This is a genomic window from uncultured Streptococcus sp. (genome assembly GCF_963521255.1).
Classification (GTDB): Bacteria; Bacillota; Bacilli; order Lactobacillales; family Streptococcaceae; genus Streptococcus.
The window spans coordinates 131,265-148,615 of sequence record NZ_CAUQTU010000002.1 but is presented as its reverse complement, the minus strand read 5'-3'; the positions used below and the strand labels follow the sequence as shown (position 1 = coordinate 148,615).

The 17,351-nt window shown below is 39.2% G+C and carries 20 protein-coding genes; 4 read left to right on the top strand and 16 right to left on the bottom strand.

What is annotated here, in order from left to right:
* Positions 1–324 precede the first annotated feature (324 nt).
* The 10 genes from RWP09_RS02680 to RWP09_RS02635 form a co-directional block, all read right to left on the bottom strand.
* Positions 325–1,035, bottom strand: a complete 711-nt coding sequence (locus RWP09_RS02680) for an ABC transporter ATP-binding protein (RefSeq protein ID WP_000062200.1) — start codon at positions 1,033–1,035, stop codon at positions 325–327.
* Entirely contained in the window at positions 1,035–1,799 is a 765-nt protein-coding gene (locus RWP09_RS02675) for an ABC transporter ATP-binding protein (RefSeq protein WP_001185998.1), read from the bottom strand. Before RWP09_RS02675 ends, RWP09_RS02680 begins: the two co-directional genes overlap by 1 nt.
* Positions 1,799–2,755 (bottom strand): branched-chain amino acid ABC transporter permease, encoded by a 957-nt coding sequence (locus tag RWP09_RS02670; RefSeq protein WP_314433705.1) that lies wholly within the window; start codon positions 2,753–2,755, stop codon positions 1,799–1,801. Before RWP09_RS02670 ends, RWP09_RS02675 begins: the two co-directional genes overlap by 1 nt.
* 3 nt (positions 2,756–2,758) lie before the next feature.
* Complete coding sequence (locus RWP09_RS02665; RefSeq protein WP_000941421.1) at positions 2,759–3,628, bottom strand: branched-chain amino acid ABC transporter permease; 870 nt, start codon at positions 3,626–3,628, stop codon at positions 2,759–2,761.
* Between the two features lie 267 nt (positions 3,629–3,895).
* A complete protein-coding gene (locus RWP09_RS02660) occupies positions 3,896–5,056 on the bottom strand; it encodes an ABC transporter substrate-binding protein (protein WP_314433703.1) in 1,161 nt (386 codons plus the stop codon).
* 66 nt (positions 5,057–5,122) lie between these two features.
* Positions 5,123–5,410: a YlbG family protein gene (locus RWP09_RS02655; RefSeq protein WP_314433700.1), complete on the bottom strand. Its 288-nt coding sequence runs from the start codon at positions 5,408–5,410 to the stop codon at positions 5,123–5,125.
* A 78-nt stretch (positions 5,411–5,488) separates the two neighbouring features.
* Positions 5,489–6,079 carry an ATP-dependent Clp protease proteolytic subunit ClpP gene (gene clpP, locus RWP09_RS02650; RefSeq protein WP_267240415.1) on the bottom strand — a complete coding sequence of 197 codons (591 nt, stop codon included), beginning with the start codon at positions 6,077–6,079 and terminating at the stop codon, positions 5,489–5,491.
* 173 nt (positions 6,080–6,252) lie between these two features.
* Positions 6,253–6,882 carry a uracil phosphoribosyltransferase gene (upp, locus tag RWP09_RS02645; RefSeq protein ID WP_084946900.1) on the bottom strand — a complete coding sequence of 210 codons (630 nt, stop codon included), beginning with the start codon at positions 6,880–6,882 and terminating at the stop codon, positions 6,253–6,255.
* 88 nt (positions 6,883–6,970) lie between these two features.
* Positions 6,971–7,438 (bottom strand): cytidine/deoxycytidylate deaminase family protein, encoded by a 468-nt coding sequence (locus RWP09_RS02640; RefSeq protein ID WP_314433698.1) that lies wholly within the window; start codon positions 7,436–7,438, stop codon positions 6,971–6,973.
* A gap of 18 nt (positions 7,439–7,456) precedes the next feature.
* The gene (locus RWP09_RS02635; RefSeq protein ID WP_314433696.1) at positions 7,457–8,014 is read right to left on the bottom strand and encodes a TetR/AcrR family transcriptional regulator; all 558 of its coding nucleotides are present in this window, start codon (positions 8,012–8,014) and stop codon (positions 7,457–7,459) included.
* A 124-nt stretch (positions 8,015–8,138) separates the two neighbouring features.
* On the opposite strand from RWP09_RS02635, the gene RWP09_RS02630 reads away from it, so the two are divergent.
* From RWP09_RS02630 to RWP09_RS02620, 3 genes are read left to right on the top strand one after another with little or no spacing between them, the layout of a single operon-like run.
* Positions 8,139–8,984 (top strand): DegV family protein, encoded by an 846-nt coding sequence (locus RWP09_RS02630; protein ID WP_314433694.1) that lies wholly within the window; start codon positions 8,139–8,141, stop codon positions 8,982–8,984.
* Positions 8,985–9,041: 57 nt separating this feature from the next.
* On the top strand, positions 9,042–10,220 hold the full coding sequence (locus RWP09_RS02625; protein WP_314433691.1) for an NAD(P)/FAD-dependent oxidoreductase: 1,179 nt from the start codon (positions 9,042–9,044) through the stop codon (positions 10,218–10,220).
* A gap of 37 nt (positions 10,221–10,257) precedes the next feature.
* A complete protein-coding gene (locus RWP09_RS02620; protein ID WP_314433689.1) occupies positions 10,258–10,779 on the top strand; it encodes a DUF1697 domain-containing protein in 522 nt (173 codons plus the stop codon).
* Positions 10,780–10,820: 41 nt separating this feature from the next.
* Here the strand turns inward: RWP09_RS02620 and RWP09_RS02615 are convergent, their stop codons facing one another.
* Positions 10,821–11,561: a MerR family transcriptional regulator gene (locus RWP09_RS02615; protein ID WP_314433687.1), complete on the bottom strand. Its 741-nt coding sequence runs from the start codon at positions 11,559–11,561 to the stop codon at positions 10,821–10,823.
* A 353-nt stretch (positions 11,562–11,914) separates the two neighbouring features.
* Between RWP09_RS02615 and RWP09_RS02610 the strand changes: the two genes are divergently transcribed.
* Positions 11,915–13,255 (top strand): sodium-dependent transporter, encoded by a 1,341-nt coding sequence (locus RWP09_RS02610; protein WP_314433685.1) that lies wholly within the window; start codon positions 11,915–11,917, stop codon positions 13,253–13,255.
* 41 nt (positions 13,256–13,296) lie between these two features.
* On the opposite strand, the gene manA is transcribed toward RWP09_RS02610, so the two are convergent.
* The 5 genes from manA to RWP09_RS02585 form a co-directional block, all read right to left on the bottom strand.
* Complete coding sequence (gene manA, locus RWP09_RS02605; RefSeq protein WP_314433683.1) at positions 13,297–14,241, bottom strand: mannose-6-phosphate isomerase, class I; 945 nt, start codon at positions 14,239–14,241, stop codon at positions 13,297–13,299.
* Positions 14,242–14,499: 258 nt separating this feature from the next.
* Positions 14,500–14,760, bottom strand: a complete 261-nt coding sequence (locus tag RWP09_RS02600) for a SemiSWEET family transporter (RefSeq protein ID WP_314433967.1) — start codon at positions 14,758–14,760, stop codon at positions 14,500–14,502.
* A gap of 251 nt (positions 14,761–15,011) precedes the next feature.
* Positions 15,012–16,586 carry an ABC transporter ATP-binding protein gene (locus RWP09_RS02595; RefSeq protein WP_314433681.1) on the bottom strand — a complete coding sequence of 525 codons (1,575 nt, stop codon included), beginning with the start codon at positions 16,584–16,586 and terminating at the stop codon, positions 15,012–15,014.
* 145 nt (positions 16,587–16,731) lie between these two features.
* Positions 16,732–16,857, bottom strand: a complete 126-nt coding sequence (locus tag RWP09_RS02590) for a hypothetical protein (protein WP_314433679.1) — start codon at positions 16,855–16,857, stop codon at positions 16,732–16,734.
* A gap of 178 nt (positions 16,858–17,035) precedes the next feature.
* Entirely contained in the window at positions 17,036–17,191 is a 156-nt protein-coding gene (locus RWP09_RS02585) for a hypothetical protein (RefSeq protein WP_170175878.1), read from the bottom strand.
* Positions 17,192–17,351: the final 160 nt, after the last annotated feature.

The following is a 17,351-nucleotide window of genomic DNA, read 5'->3' as shown; positions in this document are numbered from 1 at the left end:
ACAATCTTTTTGTAAATCTATCAAACGCTTACATTTCTTTTTCAAAATTCAGAAAAGTATGAATAAGCTAGCAAAAAGAGCTCTAAAATCGAGCTCTATGAATGAAGGTAAGATACCTTTCATTCGATTTTTTCAATTATTAGAAATTAACCTTTTAATGTAGATGAAGATTTGTTTGCAATCTAAATATGCCGACTAAAAAGGTCCACTGGGCTATAATGATGATTACTTCGTAATCCTCATCCACCGACTAAAACAATCCACTGGATTTGATGATTGCTTCGCAATCTTCATCCGACGACTAAAAAGGTCCCCCGGACCTTTTTAGCCACCTAGATATGCTTTTCTGACTTCTTCTGATGAGGCTAGTTCTTTTCCTGTTCCTGATAGGACGATTTTTCCTGTTTCCAGTACATAGCCTCGGTCAGAGATTGCGAGCGCTTTATTGGCATTTTGTTCAATCAAGAGGACGGTCGTTCCTTGTTTCTGGATATCTTGAATGATATCAAAAATTTCTTGGATAAAGATTGGGGCAAGTCCCATTGATGGTTCATCTAAAAGAAGAAGTTTTGGGGTTGACATAAGAGCTCGTCCCATGGCAAGCATTTGTTGTTCCCCTCCTGAAAGAGTGGCTGCATCCTGGTTCTTCCGTTCTTCAAGACGAGGAAAGCGTGAGAAAACTTTCTTCAAATTAGCTTGATTTTCTTCACGATTTTTCTTTAAGAAAGCTCCCATTTCAAGATTTTCCATAACTGTCAAGCCAGGGAAAACGTGGCGTCCTTCTGGAACTTGTGAAAGGCCACCTGCTACGATTTTCTGAGCCGGCATTTTTTGGATTTCTTGACCTAAAAATTCAATCTTTCCAGAACTTGGTCTAACCAAACCAGACAAGGTACGGAGAATAGTTGTCTTACCTGCACCATTGGCACCGATAAGGGAAACGACTTCTCCTTCATTCACTTCAAAGCTTACATCACGGACTGCTTGGATCATACCGTAATGTACAGAAAGATTATCAACTTTTAACATCGACATTAGGCTTCACCTCCTAGATAAGCTTCGATAACGCGTTTATTGGTCTTAATTTCGTCTGGAGTTCCTTGAGCAATCAAACGACCGTATTCAAGTACGTAGATACGTTCTGTTACTTCCATGACCAGATTCATATCGTGTTCAATCAACATGATTGTAATTTTAAATTCATCTTTGATACGACGAATTAACTCAGTCAATTCCGCTGTTTCCTGTGGGTTCATACCTGCTGCTGGTTCATCTAAAAAGAGAATTTTAGGTTCCGTAGCAAGGGCACGAACAATTTCCAAACGACGTTGCTGTCCGTAGGCAAGGTTTTTAGCAAGCGTTTCTGCATCCCCATCTAAATCAAAGATTTTCAACAATTTCAATGCTTTAGCCTTTAATTCTTTTTCACTCTTGTAAAAAGCTGGTAAGCGTAAGAAACTAGCAAAAACATGTTGTTTGTGATGGTTGCCAAAGGCAATCAAAACATTGTCCAAAACTGTTAAATCTTTAAAGAGACGGATATTTTGGAATGTACGTCCAAGTCCCAAAGAAGCAATCTTATAAGGTGACTTTCCATTCAAAAGGTGACCATCTAAGGTTACTGTTCCCTCACTTGGCTCATAAACACCCGTCAAGAGGTTGAAAAGGGTCGTTTTCCCAGCTCCATTTGGACCGATTAGTCCAACCAGTTCTCCTTCATTCAATTCAAGAGTCACATCTCCAACAGCTGTTAGACCGCCAAAATGTTTGGTTAACTGTTTTACTTCAAGTAATGCCATTAGTTTTGTTCCTCCTTCTTAGATTTTTTAAAGAATCGTGATAGGCTCAATTCCCATGTTCCAAGGAGTCCACCTGGTCTGAAAATCATTACCAATACCAAGGCCAAAGCGTAAATAATCATACGCACGCTAGCAACATCTTGGAGAAGCATATTCAAAATTCCCAGAACTATAGCTGAAACAATGGCACCTGTAATGGAACCAAGTCCACCAAATACAACAATGATCAAAACGTTGATTGAGTTGATAAAAGTGTAATCTTTCGGTACAACTGAACCGATAAATCCTGCCTGAAGTGACCCTGCAATACTTGCAGTAATAGCACCAAAGACGAAGGCGATAATTTTAATTTTCGTCGTATTAACCCCAACTGACTCAGCAGCGATTTCATCCTCACGAACGGAGAGGGTTGAACGACCAATTGGGCTACGCAAGAAGTTCAAGGTTGCAATGGTTGTAATCACGACAAAGAAGTATACCATTTGCCAAGTTGTAAAGTTTGGAATCCCCAAGATACCTGCCGCACCGTTTGTAAGGCTTCCACCATTGATGATAAAGATACGGATAATTTCAGAAACACCTAGTGTAGCAACAGCTAAGTAGTCACCCTTCAAGCGCAGGGTTGGAATTCCGACAAGCAAGGCAACTGCTCCTGAAAGCAAAGCACCTAAAATCATAGCTCCAAAGAAGGCACCGTAGGTTGGTGATTTAGATCCAATAATAGCAGCGGCATAAGCACCAATCGCCATGAAACCAGCATGCCCAAGTGAAAATTGTCCTGAAAAACCAACGATTAGGTTAAGACCCACAGCTAGAATAATATTAATTCCAATTTGTTGTAAAATCTGTACATAGAATAGATTGAGTACTCCGACTGAAACCAGTACACTAATCAAGCCATAGCCAGCTAACAAAAGGAGTAACCATAGAATATTAACTTTTAAATTTTCTTTCATCGTTTACACCTTCTCTTTCACATTTTTACCAAGGATACCAGCTGGGCGGACAATCAAGATCAACAACAAGATTCCATAAACAATGGCATCACGGAAGTCTGACATTCCAAAGGCTGTCGCAAAGGTTTCCAATAGACCAATCACAAAACCACCTAGAGCCGCACCAGGAATAATTCCAATACCACCAAGTACTGCGGCAACGAATGACTTAAGACCTGGAGTAACCCCCATCAAAGGCTCAAGAGAGTTATAATAGAGGGCAATCAGAACACCAGCTGCACCCGCAAGAGCAGAACCCAAAGCAAAGGTAAAGCTGATAGTACGGTTTACATTGATCCCCATCAATTGTGCCGCATCGCTATCTACGGATACTGCACGCATGGCTTTTCCCATCTTAGTCTTTTGGACAATGACTTGTAACAAAATCATCAAAATCAAGGAAATGGCCAAAATCATTAACTGCACATTGGTCAGGCTAATTGGTCCCAAATCATAGCGAACTGTTTGAATCGCTTGAGGGAAGGCACGGGTATTGGCACCAACCAGATAGACCATACCATACTCCAATAGGAAAGAAACCCCAATAGCTGTGATCAAAACAGCAATACGAGTAGAGTGGCGCAAAGGTCGATAAGCAAGAAATTCAATCACGACACCAAGAATGGCTGTCGCAAGCATAGCTACAATAAGCGCTACAAAGAAATTCATTTGGAAAGAATTAATTAAGAAATAACCGATAAAGGCTCCCATCATATAAATATCACCGTGGGCGAAGTTGATGAGCTTGATAATCCCGTAAACCATGGTATACCCTAGGGCTAACAGTGCATAAACACTACCTAGAATCAAACCATTTACTAGTTGTTGGAGCATAAAATTCACTCTTTCTATTTATAATGTTAGAGGTCTTTCCCTCATTTTTGATAGGTTCTTATACTCAATGAAAATCAAAGAGCAAACTAGGAAACTAGCCGCAGGTTGCTCAAAGCACTGCTTTGAGGTTGTAGATAAGACTGACGAAGTCAGTCACATATATAATCCAAGGCGACGTTGACGCAGTTTGAAGAGATTTTCAAAGAGTATTAAACATCGAAACAGGGAGTGAGTCCGAGGCTCATTCCCTATTTCAACATTTTTCTATTATGGTTTTACAACTTCTGCTGCTTCAACCTTGCCATTGTTCATGGTCATCATGTAGGCAGTTTTGACTGTGTTGTGGTCTGCATCGAAGCTTGTTTTACCAGTTACACCTTCAAAGTCTTTTGTTTTAGCAAGATTGTCCTTGATTTCACCTGAATTTTTAGCACCTTTTGCTGCGTTTGCTACAAGGTGAACTGAATCATATGCCAAGGCTGCAAATGTTGATGGCTCTTCATTGTACTTAGCACGGTAAGCGTCAAGGAAGGCTTTTGCTTTAGCTGAAACTTCTACAGTAGTTGAGAAGCCTGAGATAAAGTAGATGTTTGATGCTTTTTCAGGAGTTGCTTGTTGTACAAATTCTTCACCGTTAAATCCATCACCACCAACGATTGGTTTTTCAATTCCCATACCACGGGCTTGGTTTACAATTTTACCGGCTTCAGTGTAGTAACCAGGAAGAACGATAGCATCAAAGTCTTTCCCTTTCATTTTTGTAAGGGCTGCTTGGAAGTCTGTATCACCTGCTACGAAAGTTTCATCTGCAACGATTTCACCCTTGTATGATTCGCGGAAAGATTTAGCAATACCTTTAGCATAGTCGCTGGCATTGTCAGTGTAAAGAACAACTTTCTTAGCATTTAATTTTTCAGTAACATAGTTTGCGATAATTTTTCCTTGGAAACTATCTTGGAAAGTTCCAATAAAGAGGTAATCTTGACCTTTAGTCAATCCATCTTGAGTCGCACTTGGCGAAATCAAGGGAACACCTGCTTTTGTAGCGTTAGCTACCGCAGCTGCAGTGGCACCAGATGTCGCAGGTCCTACGATTGCTGATACCTTAGATTGGGTTACAAGGTTAGTTGTAACTGAAGCAGCCTCCGCTGTTTCAGACTTGTTATCTTTATCAACTACTTCGATTTGTTTTCCATCGATACCACCTGCTGCATTGATTTCATCAACAGCAAGTTGGGCACCTTTTTGTTCAGATGTTCCGTAGGCTGCGACGGCACCAGTTTCTTCAAAGTTAAATCCGATTTTGATTGTCTTCTCATCTACTGAGTTACCAGCAGCATTTGACGCTCCTGACTTCACTTCTCCACAGGCCGCAAGAAGTGCTACACTTGCAAGCGCCACAAACGATAGGGCAAATTTTTTCTTCATCTTTTTTGTCTCCTTATTTCTTAAATAAATAGCATGTTAAGAATATACCGAATTATCAGAAAATTGTCAACACTTTTCTTGAACTTTTTCGATGATAACGTTTTCCTCTCGATAAAGATTGCCCACAAAGGGTGTTTCCAGCTCTTGGATATGGCAAACTCTAACTTTTTTGATAAATCTTTCCTTACCTAATCTCTCAACTACGCTCTCTAAATTCTCAGTTGCAACATAGAGCTGCAAGTAGCGATGTTTCTTGGAATGATAGGTAACATCTCCATAATCCTGCAGTTTTTTGGCATCCCGATTATAGTAAAGATAGATAATCAAGCCAGATCGATTGACTTTTTCAAACATGATAAATCCTCTTTCTAAGAAATCTCTCCCTATTATACCAAAAAAAGCAAACCCAGTCGAGTTTGCCTTTTTTAATCATTAGTTTAATGAATTGTTAGCCATGATTTCATCAATGAAGCCATATTCAAGTGTTTCTTGGGCACTCATCCAGTTATCGCGTTCTGCATCTGCGTGGACTTTTTCGATTGACTGACCTGAATTTTTAGCCAAGATTTTTTCCAAAGTATTACGAGTTTTGAGCAAGTGTTCTGCAGCGATAGCCATATCTGTCTGTTGCGTACCGCCACCAGTACCACCCATTGGTTGGTGAATCATGTACTCAGCATTTGGAAGCATGAAACGTTTGCCTTTTGCTCCACTTGATGCAATAACAGTCCCCATAGATGCAGCCATTCCCATAACGATGGTTTGGACATCTGCCTTGATAAAGTTCATAGTATCAACGATTGCCAAACCAGCTGAAACGGAACCACCAGGTGTATTGACATAAAGGTAAATATCTTTTGTACTATCTTGGGCATCCAAGAAAAGCAATTGGGCAATAACAGAGTTAGCCATATTGTCTTCAACTGGACCTGTCAGCATAATGATGCGGTCTTTGAGAAGACGTGAGTAAATATCGTAAGAACGTTCTCCACGACTTGTTTGTTCAATAACTACAGGAATCATTTATTTCTCCTTTTGAATTTTAATTTTGTTTGTCAAATGACTGAAGATAAGACCATTATAATATCTTGGTCAAAAAAGGTCAAATTTTTGCTCTGTTTTCATTAGACAGAAACAAAAATTCAACCTCCTTTCGTGACTGGAAAATTCTTTTCCAAGTCAATCTTCTTTTAATTTTATTTCGTACCGAACAAGCGGTCTCCAGCATCCCCAAGACCTGGAACGATATAACCGTGTTCGTTCAAGTGTTCATCCAAGGCTGCTGTAAAGATTTCTACATCTGGATGAGCTTCTTGAAGGGCTTTTACACCTTCTGGAGCAGATACAAGGCAGACAAATTTGATATTTGATGCGCCACGTTTTTTAAGAGAATCAACAGCCAAGATTGCTGAGCCACCTGTTGCCAACATTGGGTCTACGACAAAAATTTGACGTTGGTCAATATCTTCAGGCAATTTCACCAAGTACTCAACTGGTTGAAGTGTTTCTTCATCACGGTACATACCGATGTGACCAACCTTAGCAGCTGGAACCAAGCTCAAGAGTCCATCGACCATCCCGATACCTGCACGCAAGATTGGAACGATGGCCAATTTCTTACCTGCCAATTGTTTTTGAACTGTTTTTGTAATTGGTGTTTCGATTTCCACATCTTCTAGTGGAAGATCACGAAGTACTTCATACCCCATCAACATTGCAATCTCATCTACTAGCTCACGAAAAGCTTTTGTAGAAGTATCTGTACGACGCAAGATTGACAATTTGTGTTGAATCAGTGGATGATTAATAACTTCAATTTTTCCCATTTTTGGAATTCCTTCTTTCAATTTATTCTTCTTATTATACCAAAAAATGGTTTAAAAATCTTTCTAAACCATTTATTTTTGATAATTTTTACATTAGATCTGCCTCTTTAAGAGCTTCCTGTACGGTCTCAAGTGGTAGATGGGTTAATTCTGTTCCCTTTTCTTGATAAAGGTATTGGGCATAGTCATCCATTCGGTACTGGTTGATATAAACCACGCGCTTACAACCTACCTGCAGCAATTGTTTCGTGCAATTCAGACAAGGAAAATGGGTTACATAGGCTGTAAAGCCTTTAGGAACACCACGTTCTGCACCTTGGAGAATGGCATTAACCTCAGCGTGAAGGGTACGAACACAGTGGCCTTCAATGACCAGACATTCATGGTCAATACAATGCTCAGTCCCTGACACCGAACCATTGTAACCAGTGGAAATCACCTTATTATCCTTTACCAGAATTGCGCCCACTTTGGCACGTTTACAAGTGGAACGATTGGCAATTAGTAGAGCTTGAGCTGCAAAATACTCATCCCAGGCTAGTCTTTTTTCAATCATCTCTCTTCTCCGTTTTCTCTATTTTTTAAAAAATGGTAACCGTAAGTCTGCAATCTTTTCAGCTGGTACCTTCATGCCATCCTTGATCCATTTTAAGAGGACAGAGACGATGGCCGAGCTCCAGAAGGAATGAAGATAAGAGCTAACACCTTTTGATTTTCCATGGTATTTTTCTAGAAATTCCTGCATGGCTTGGACAAAGATTTTTTCCAGATGGTAATCTAAGGCCAGTTGAATCACTCTTGCTTCTTTTCTTGCCTCTCGGAAAAGGTGAACCCAGACCAGATAAAGGTCTGTCTTTAGATCGTAATGATGCAGCTGTTCCATAATATTGTGGACAGTTCGTTTAAAGACACTTTCTAAAATCTCCTCTTTGGAATCATAATTACGATAAAAGGCCGCACGCGAAACGCCTGCACGTTTGACCAATTCAGAAATACTAATCTTGGTCAAGTCCTTTTTTTCCAAGAGTTGTAAGAGGGCTGTTTCAAGGGCTTCTCTGGTTAATAAATTGGATTCTTGGTTTGATTTTCTGAGATTTTCAAGAGATTTTTCAGAGATTCTACGTTCAGACATAACATTTTCTTTCTACTTGTCACAACAGACGGATGAGGCTTTTGTTTCAAGGGCTTTCATGATATAATTGTAAAAAAAGACAGAACCTTTGTCAATGTATAACTGACAAAGATGGAGAATTTCTATGACTTGGAAGATTATTACTGACTCTGGTTGTGATTATCGTCAGCTGGCAACACCAGCTATTGACACGACCTTTGTAAGTGTCCCCTTAACCATTCAAGTAGCTGATCAGGTCTTTGTTGATGATGCTAGTCTTAACATTGACCAAATGATGAAAACCATGTATGCAACCGCAGAAGCTTCAAAATCAGCCTGTCCAAGCCCAGATGATTATTTGCGAGCATTTGAAGGTGCCAAAAACATTTTCCTAGTAACCATCACTGGCACTCTTTCTGGTAGTCACAATAGTGCTCAACTGGCTAAGAATATTTATCTGGAAGACCATCCTGATACTAAGATTCATGTGATTGATAGTTTGTCTGCTGGCGGTGAGGTTGACTTGCTCGTAGAAAAATTAAATGACTTGATTGACCAGGGCTTGTCTTTTGAAGAAGTGGTTGAAGCTATCACAGCTTATCAAGAAAAAACCAAGTTGCTCTTTGTTCTAGCAAAGGTCGATAACTTGGTGAAAAACGGCCGTTTGAGCAAACTTATCGGTACGGTCGTTGGCCTTCTCAACATCCGTATGGTCGGAGAAGCTAGTGAAACTGGAACTCTCGAATTGCTGCAAAAAGCACGAGGTTCAAAGAAATCAGTTCAAGCTGCCTATGATGAGTTAGTAAAAGCAGGATATGCTGGTGGTCGTATTGTCATGGCCCAACGCAATAACGAGAAATGTTGCCAACAGCTTTCAGAGCGAATCCGTGAAACCTTCCCACAAGCGGATATCAAGATTCTACCGACATCAGGTCTCTGCAGTTTTTATGCAGAAGATGGTGGTTTGCTGATGGGATATGAAATTGATTAATTGTATTCTTGACAAGAGGTGACTTCATCTCTTGTTTTTTTGTGGTACAATAGAGCTATGAAACATTTTGATACTATCGTCATCGGTGGAGGTCCTGCTGGCATGATGGCTACAATTTCCAGTAGCTTTTATGGACAGAAAACTCTCCTCATCGAAAAAAATCGGAAACTTGGAAAAAAATTAGCTGGGACTGGTGGGGGACGTTGCAATGTAACCAACAACGGAACTCTAGATGACCTACTAGCTGGAATCCCTGGGAACGGACGCTTTCTTTACAGTGTCTTCTCTCAGTTTGATAACCATGATATCATTAACTTTTTTACAGAAAATGGTGTTAAACTTAAGGTCGAAGACCACGGCCGCGTCTTTCCTGCTAGTGACAAGTCTCGTACCATTATCGAAGCCTTGGATAAAAAAATCGCTGAGCTAGGCGGACAAGTTCTCACTCAAACAGAAATTGTTTCGGTTAAAAAGATAGATGACCAATTTGTCCTTAAGTCCGCAGACCAAAGCTTCACTTGTGAGAAACTCATTATCACAACTGGTGGGAAATCCTATCCTTCTACTGGTTCAACTGGTTTTGGTCACGAGATTGCCCGTCATTTCAAGCATACCATTACCGAGCTTGAGGCTGCTGAGAGTCCTTTGTTAACAGATTTTCCACACAAAGCGCTTCAAGGAATTTCACTAGACGATGTGACCTTAAGCTATGGTAAACATGTCATCACGCACGATCTGCTTTTTACCCACTTTGGTTTGTCTGGCCCTGCTGCTCTGCGTATGTCTAGCTTTGTCAAGGGTGGGGAGATTCTCTCACTGGATGTTTTCCCTCAACTTTCTGAGAAGGACTTGGCTGCATTCCTAGCAGAAAATCGTGAAAAATCCTTGAAAAACGCTTTAAAAACTTTGCTTCCAGAACGCTTGGCAGAATTTTTTGTGCAAGGCTATCCAGAAAAAGTCAAACAACTGACTGAAAAGGAACGCGAACAACTTCTCCAGTCTATCAAAGCACTCAAAATCCCTGTGACCGGAAAAATGTCCCTTGCCAAGTCCTTTGTTACCAAAGGGGGCGTCAGTCTCAAGGAAATCAATCCCAAAACTCTAGAAAGTAAGCTGGTCCCTGGCCTCCACTTTGCTGGCGAGGTACTGGATATCAATGCCCACACGGGTGGGTTTAACATCACTTCTGCCCTCTGCACTGGCTGGGTGGCAGGCTCAAATCAAATATATAAATAATTGAATGACTAAAATACCAAATAAGAAAGGAAGTCCTTTGGAACATATTATCTTGTTAAGGGGAGTTACTCCTAATGGAAAAAATGCTATCCCGAAAATGTCTTATCTAGTAGATATCTTGACAGAAGCTGGTTTTCAACAAGTTCGAACTTATATTCAAAGTGGAAATATTATTCTTGAAAGTGACTTAGATTTAGAAACTATACGAGAACGTGTTCATACTCTGATAAAGGAAAATATTGGGGCTGACTTAAAAATGGTTATCCAGAACAAAAGTGATTTTACAAAAATTGTCCAAGAAAACCCGTTTGGAGAACACTATCTTTATGACCGTATACATGTGATTCTTTATCAGGGATTTATCCAAAGCCTCCCCTTAGAAAAATTGAAAATTGATTACGGTGAAGAAGAAATTTGTATCGGTAACCATTGTCTCTACCTCTATCTCCCTAGAACTGCAAAACAAAAGAAACTCCATACCAACTATCTTGAAAAACTTTTTAATGTAGATTTGACCATGCGAAAACTAAATGTGGTAGAAAAATTATTAAGCAAGTAATACTTGAATTTAGAAAAAATCGGAAGAATACTCCTCCGATTTTATTTTGCTTGAGTTTGGACATAGTGGGCAATCACATCTGATGTGTACTGGGCTGTTCCAGGTCCAAATTTGTCAATGTTTTCCTTAAATTCTGGGTTGTAGACGTAGCCTTTACCGATATGACTGAAGACTTCAATAGTACAGTCGAATCCATAAGTCCGGATGGCTTGCAAGAGTCTGGCTGCTTCTTCTTGATTTTCGGTTGCTGTTACAGGTAGACCAGCTTGAAGATTTTGTGACAAGGCTCGAAAAACTTGGTTGAAGGCAGCCGTAGCTTCATCTTCGTGGCCTTTTTGGCGCTCGAGCGCTTGGTCCATGACTTCTTGTCCATATTTCTCTACCGCCTCTTGATGGTATTTTTGATGGTCTTGGTAGTTAAATCCAGCAAATTTCTCTTGAATGCTCATTTCTCTTTCTCCTTTTTGTTCTTGAATGGTTTTTTGCAAGGTTGAAATCAAGGTATCCAGATTTTCCCTTTCTCGAGTCAAATAGTCCAACTGCCTGGTCAAATGAGGCAATAAATCTGTCCTTTCTTCCTTTAATAGCTCTGCTATTTTTTCTAAAGAAAAACCTAGATATTTGTAGTAAAGAATAACCTGAAGGCGTTCCAAATCCTCCTGACTGTAGGTTCGATAGCCGTTTTCCGACTTTAAAGGAACCAAAAGTCCTATCTTATCGTAGTGGTGCAGGGCCTTGACAGAGACACCCGAAAGCTGCGCAGCTTCTTTTATATGGTACATGATTTCCTCCTTATACTCAATGAAAATCAAAGAGCAAACTAGGAAGCTAGCCGCAGGCTGTACTTGAGTACGGTAAGGCGACGCTGACGTGGTTTGAATTTGATTTTCGAAGAGTATTACATTGATAGTATAACCCCTCCCCTTAGGTCAGAGTCAAGCGTTTTTGAGAAATTTTTAAAAATTTTTGAGAAAGGTGTGAAAACTTGAAAATGGTTTTCTTGACAGACCTTAGAAAACATGATAGGATAGTCAAGTCTATCAATCATAAGAAAAGCTCATCTTGAGTACTGATGAGGCTATTTGCCAAGGGCAGTAGCTTTTTCTTTTGCAATACTAATTTTAGGAGTTTAACTATGTCTGAAAAATCTCAATGGGGTTCTAAATTGGGCTTTATCCTAGCATCTGCTGGTTCAGCCATCGGACTTGGAGCTGTTTGGAAATTTCCCTATATGACTGCTGCTAACGGTGGAGGAGGCTTTTTACTGGTCTTTCTTATCTCCACTATTTTAATCGGTTTCCCCCTTTTACTAGCTGAATTTGCCCTTGGCCGAAGTGCTGGTGTCTCTGGGATTAAAACCTTTGGAAAACTGGGCAAGAATGGCAAGTACAACTTTATCGGTTGGATTGGTGCCTTTGCCCTCTTTATCCTCTTATCTTTCTACAGTGTTATTGGGGGATGGATTCTGGTTTATCTAGGCATTGAGTTTGGAAAATTGTTCCAACTTGGTGTAACTAGTGATTACGCTCAGTTATTTACTTCAATCATTTCTAATCCAGCCATTGCCCTAGGCGCACAAGCTGCCTTTATCCTGTTGAATATCTTTATTGTATCACGTGGTGTTCAAAAAGGGATTGAAAGAGCATCTAAGGTTATGATGCCCTTGCTCTTTATCATCTTTGTTGTCATCATCGGGCGATCTCTCAGTTTGCCAAATGCCATGGAAGGTGTTCTCTACTTCCTCAAACCAGACTTTTCAAAACTGACCAGTGCTGGTCTCCTCTATGCTTTGGGACAATCTTTCTTTGCCCTCTCACTAGGAGTTACAGCCATGCTGACCTATGCTTCTTACTTGGATAAGAAAATCAATCTAGTCCAGTCAGGAATTTCTATCGTAGCCATGAACATCTCGGTGTCCATCATGGCAGGTCTCGCCATTTTCCCAGCCATGTCAGCCTTCAATATCCAGTCTGAAGGGGGACCAAGCTTGCTATTTATCGTCTTGCCTCAGCTCTTTGACAAGATGCCTTTTGGAACCATTTTCTACATCCTCTTCCTCTTGCTCTTCCTCTTTGCGACGGTCACTTCTTCTGTCGTTATGCTGGAAATCAATGTGGGTAATATCACCAATCAAGACAACAGCAAGCGTGCTAAGTGGAGTGTGATTTTAGGAATCTTGACCTTTGTCTTTGGTATTCCTTCAGCACTTTCTTACGGTGTCATGGCGGATGTTCACATTTTTGGGAAGACCTTCTTTGACGCTATGGATTTCATGGTTTCCAATCTTCTTATGCCATTTGGAGCTCTCTGCCTTTCTCTCTTTACAGGATACATCTTTAAGAAGACACTTGCTATGGAGGAACTGCATCTTGATGAAACAGCATGGAAACAGGGACTGTTCCAAGTCTGGCTCTTCCTTCTTCGTTTCGTCATCCCAATTATCATCATTGTGGTCTTCATTGCCCAATTTATGTAATCAAAAAGGACTTGAGTAGTGAACTCAGTCCCTTTCTTTTTTTATGGATGACTAACAATCAATTCTAAACCTTGCCCTTCCAGAGTCCAAGTTTCAACATCACTTGGTAGGATAAAGTGACTACCTTTTTGTATTGGATAGTTTTTTCCGTCAACAGTCAGTTGACCTTGACCAGCTAAGATACTAAACAAGCTATAATCAGCTGTCTTTTCGAAGTCAACTTTTCCAGTAATTTCCCACTTGTAAACTGCAAAGAAATCATTGGATACAAGGAGAGTGGAGCGTAAATCATCAGCTTTGACAGTTACAGGACGGCTATTTGCTGGCTCACCAATGTTTAAAACATCAATGGATTTTTCAAGGTGAAGTTCACGCAAGTTTCCCTTGGCATCCTTACGATCAAAGTCATAGACGCGATAGGTGGTATCGCTAGACTGTTGCGTTTCAAGGATTAAGATGCCTGCCCCGATAGCGTGCATGGTTCCGCTTGGTACATAGAAGAAATCTCCAGCTTTAACTGGTACCTTTGTCAACAAGTCATCCCAATTCTTGTCCTCGATTTGCTGACGGAGTTCTTCTTTTGACTTGGCATTATGACCATAGATAATCTCTGAACCTTCATCCGCAGCGATGATGTACCAGCATTCTGTTTTTCCGAGTTCGCCTTCATGCTCTAATCCATAAGCATCATCTGGGTGAACTTGGACACTGAGCCAGTCGTTAGCATCCAGAATTTTGGTCAACAGTGGAAATACAGGTTCTGGACGATCACCAAACAATTCACGGTGCTCTGCATACAAAGTAGCAAGATCTGTTCCCTCGTAGCGACCATTGGCAACTTTAGAGACACCATTTGGATGGGCTGAGATGGCCCAATATTCTCCGATTTTTTCACTTGGGATGTCGTATCCAAACTCATCACGTAGCTTGGTACCACCCCAAATTTTTTCTTGCATAACTGATTGTAAAAATAATGGTTCTGACATCTTCTTCTCCTGTCTGATTTTTCTCCCCTCATTATAGCAAAAAAAGAGTTCCAGTTGAACTCTTTTTCACATCTTATAAAGTAGAGAGAAGATTTTATAAAAATAGTAACGATATACTTTTTTCTTTGATAGAGACGAACATAAAAGACTCTCGTAAAGCTAGCTGTCACTGGACTTTTTCCCTCAACTCTCATTCAAAAATTACTTTAATGAAGCATCTATTTTCATAAACGAACAAAACTGAAACCAGTCTTCTTTTTAAATCAAAGCTGTAATAGCCGTCACAAGGCCAAAAACGATACCTGGAGCATTGGCAGCAGCAAGGGGAATATCTCTTTCTTTCTTGAAAAGACCGTAGTAAACCCAGAGACTACAGTTAATGGTAGCAACCAAGGGCTGGATGAAATTTCCTTTTTGACCAGCCATATTGTTCATAATTTGTGGGAAGTAAGACACATACATCATAACAGACATGAAGGTCGCTACCCAACCCACAACTTTCATTTGTTTTTCGGATATTTTCAAAACCTCTTTTATTCTTTTATGCTTTTTATTTTATAATATGATGCAAAAACAAGCAAGAGTTTGAGAGTTTTGTTATAAAAATGTAAACTATCACAATCTTGTGATAAGAAAGAAGAGTGAAGTCAGGAAAAGTATATATAATCAGAAAAACGCATATTATTATGTATTGAAAAATCTTGATACTAGGTGTTTTATTACTGAAATATTTACTTTATTTTCTGATAAAACTGACTTTTAAGCCAGAATCAATATTTTCCTAAATCTACAACTTGTTGATATCTACTTTCATCATCAATATGATGGGCAATTTCTAACATCATAACAGGAAGAGAAAATAGTAGTTCATGTACCATGAAGGCGTTTTCTTTGTCTAGGGCTGCGGTCACTTCATCAGCCAATAACAGATTTTTTCTACGAAGAAGAAAACGTGCCAATTCAATCCTGACTCTTTGTCCCCCAGAAATATTCTCCCCGTTATTTTTGATAATAAAATCCAGCCCACCCGTCAATTCAAAATCTAGTTTGACTTGTTTCAAAACAGCAAGCAACTCTTCCTCAGAAAATTCTTGTCCTAAGGTCAAATTATAACGCACTGTATCGTTAAAGAGAAATGGGTGTTGGCTAATAATTCCTATACTGGATACAAAACTTGATGTACATTCATTAACAGTTGTCACACCGATAATTTCTCCCTCATCTGCTATTTCTTCTCCAGTAATGAGTCGAAACAAGGTTGACTTGCCACAACCACTCGGTCCTTTGATTAAAACTTTCTGACCTGCTTGAACATCCAAATTTAGATGAGTGAAAAGTTGTCTGTCACCATAGGATTTACTTAAATTTTTAATGTGCAGAGCATTCAATTCTTGCACATCTTTTTTATCTATCTGTTTTACATCTCCAATTTCTAATACTCCAAAAATCTTATCTGCTGTCGTTTTTGCCCCTTGTATATCTACAGCATCATACATAATAGTCTGAATAGGGCTCACTAGCTGACCTGCTGCGATGTACATGGCAACAAGACTTGCCACTGACACTTTCTGCCCAGCCATAGCAAAGTAAAAACCTAAAACAAGTGGTAAAACTTGGCTTAAAAAGACCATGAAACCGTTGCAAAAGAAAATTATATTATGGGTAAAGCAAAATTTTTGAATGGCTAGTTGATAATTTCGATTAATCTTCCAAAATCTGTTCTGATTTTCAGAAATTGCTTGGTTCATGAGTAGAGTATGTGCTCCTCGGATACTATCAGATACTTGATTATGCACTTCTACTCTGCCTTGAGCCATGTCATCACCAGTATGTTTGAGTCTTTTATTCATCAAGAACTGAGGAATAGGACGTAAAATAGTGAAAAAGACAAAAATACTACCTAGTAACAAATTTTGCGAAATAATATAAATCGCTGTTAGTAATGCTACAAAGCTCCAGCAAATGATATTAACGTATTTTTCTAAGTAATTATCCCCCAAATACTCCATATCTTGTGTGAGCATGGTGACTTTTTCATCTTCGTTAAAATCTTTATTTATCATCAGCTTGTCAAATAAATCTGCCCTCATATTCATTTGAATTTCACGTCTAAAAACATTATGTGTATGATTACAAAAGAGCATTAAGCTATACAAGACGAAGTATACTGTAAAGCCAAAAACAGCAAACTGTATGATTTTATAATAAGTCAGTTCTCCTTGATTTAAGGACAAGGCTTGTGATACGACTAAGGGTTGAGCAAGAGCCAAACCTCCATTTGCCAGTGCACCGATGATAGTATAAAACTTCGTTTTCTTATCCAGATAGTGAAATATTTTATTCATAATGCCCTCCTAGAAAAAGAGAGATGCTAGCACTCCTCTCCATTTTTATTATATAAATTTTACAAATATTACAATTATTGCTTACAGATTCAGGTTTTTTACAACCTTTTTGTTTTTCTTAATAGACATTTTTGCTTACCCCTCTCTAGTCCACATCTAAAATATCTTCATAGCAACCAGAAATAGCATAAAGTGCTAGATTTTTACGAATTTTCTCTTGCATATTCTTACAAATCACAGAAGAGCTTGATTTCGTAATATGCTTGGCCATTGGACAAAATCCTGATTTACAAACTAAAACAAAGGGACATGTTTTACAGTCTTCTCTAACAGACAGAAACCATCCTTTCATATGAATTTTGTTTTTGTGCAATTGCTTTATGTTAAAAAGACCGAATTGATCCGATCTGTTTAATCCATAAAATGTAAAAATGAATAGCTCTTGTCAATTAATGGATGGACTGATTGATTGTCAGTAAGCCGTGGTTAATTATTGCTGCAATATCTTCAAGACCATGCAAAATAAAACTTCCTATAATCAGTCCTATAATAACTGAACAGATAATCATGGTCACACAGATTAGATAAACATCCTTTTTTTGCATCTCTTTCCTCCTAATGAAATAAGAAAATTCACTTACTACAGCTATTAAAAAATATTTCTCCTTTCCATATCAGTTTTATTTTCTTCTGTTATATTTTTATTATAAGATTTTAAGAAAACGCTGTCAATTTTTTATATGCAATTGCTTTATATTAAAAAGA

Bases quoted from the DNA above. Each gene is read 5' to 3' on its own strand.
- RWP09_RS02630 (WP_314433694.1), top strand. From the start codon at position 8,139: ATGACTTGGAAGATTATTACTGACTCTGGTTGTGATTATCGTCAGCTG.
- RWP09_RS02590 (WP_314433679.1), bottom strand. From the start codon at position 16,857: ATGGCCAAGCATATTACGAAATCAAGCTCTTCTGTGATTTGTAAGAAT.
- RWP09_RS02615 (WP_314433687.1), bottom strand. From the start codon at position 11,561: ATGTACCATATAAAAGAAGCTGCGCAGCTTTCGGGTGTCTCTGTCAAG.
- RWP09_RS02625 (WP_314433691.1), top strand. From the start codon at position 9,042: ATGAAACATTTTGATACTATCGTCATCGGTGGAGGTCCTGCTGGCATG.
- RWP09_RS02635 (WP_314433696.1), bottom strand. From the start codon at position 8,014: ATGTCTGAACGTAGAATCTCTGAAAAATCTCTTGAAAATCTCAGAAAA.
- RWP09_RS02675 (WP_001185998.1), bottom strand. From the start codon at position 1,799: ATGGCATTACTTGAAGTAAAACAGTTAACCAAACATTTTGGCGGTCTA.
- upp (WP_084946900.1), bottom strand. From the start codon at position 6,882: ATGGGAAAAATTGAAGTTATTAATCATCCACTGATTCAACACAAATTG.
- RWP09_RS02640 (WP_314433698.1), bottom strand. From the start codon at position 7,438: ATGATTGAAAAAAGACTAGCCTGGGATGAGTATTTTGCAGCTCAAGCT.
- manA (WP_314433683.1), bottom strand. From the start codon at position 14,241: ATGTCAGAACCATTATTTTTACAATCAGTTATGCAAGAAAAAATTTGG.
- RWP09_RS02595 (WP_314433681.1), bottom strand. From the start codon at position 16,586: ATGAATAAAATATTTCACTATCTGGATAAGAAAACGAAGTTTTATACT.
- RWP09_RS02655 (WP_314433700.1), bottom strand. From the start codon at position 5,410: ATGTTTGAAAAAGTCAATCGATCTGGCTTGATTATCTATCTTTACTAT.
- clpP (WP_267240415.1), bottom strand. From the start codon at position 6,079: ATGATTCCTGTAGTTATTGAACAAACAAGTCGTGGAGAACGTTCTTAC.
- RWP09_RS02585 (WP_170175878.1), bottom strand. From the start codon at position 17,191: ATGCAAAAAAAGGATGTTTATCTAATCTGTGTGACCATGATTATCTGT.
- RWP09_RS02610 (WP_314433685.1), top strand. From the start codon at position 11,915: ATGTCTGAAAAATCTCAATGGGGTTCTAAATTGGGCTTTATCCTAGCA.
- RWP09_RS02665 (WP_000941421.1), bottom strand. From the start codon at position 3,628: ATGCTCCAACAACTAGTAAATGGTTTGATTCTAGGTAGTGTTTATGCA.
- RWP09_RS02670 (WP_314433705.1), bottom strand. From the start codon at position 2,755: ATGAAAGAAAATTTAAAAGTTAATATTCTATGGTTACTCCTTTTGTTA.
- RWP09_RS02680 (WP_000062200.1), bottom strand. From the start codon at position 1,035: ATGTCGATGTTAAAAGTTGATAATCTTTCTGTACATTACGGTATGATC.
- RWP09_RS02660 (WP_314433703.1), bottom strand. From the start codon at position 5,056: ATGAAGAAAAAATTTGCCCTATCGTTTGTGGCGCTTGCAAGTGTAGCA.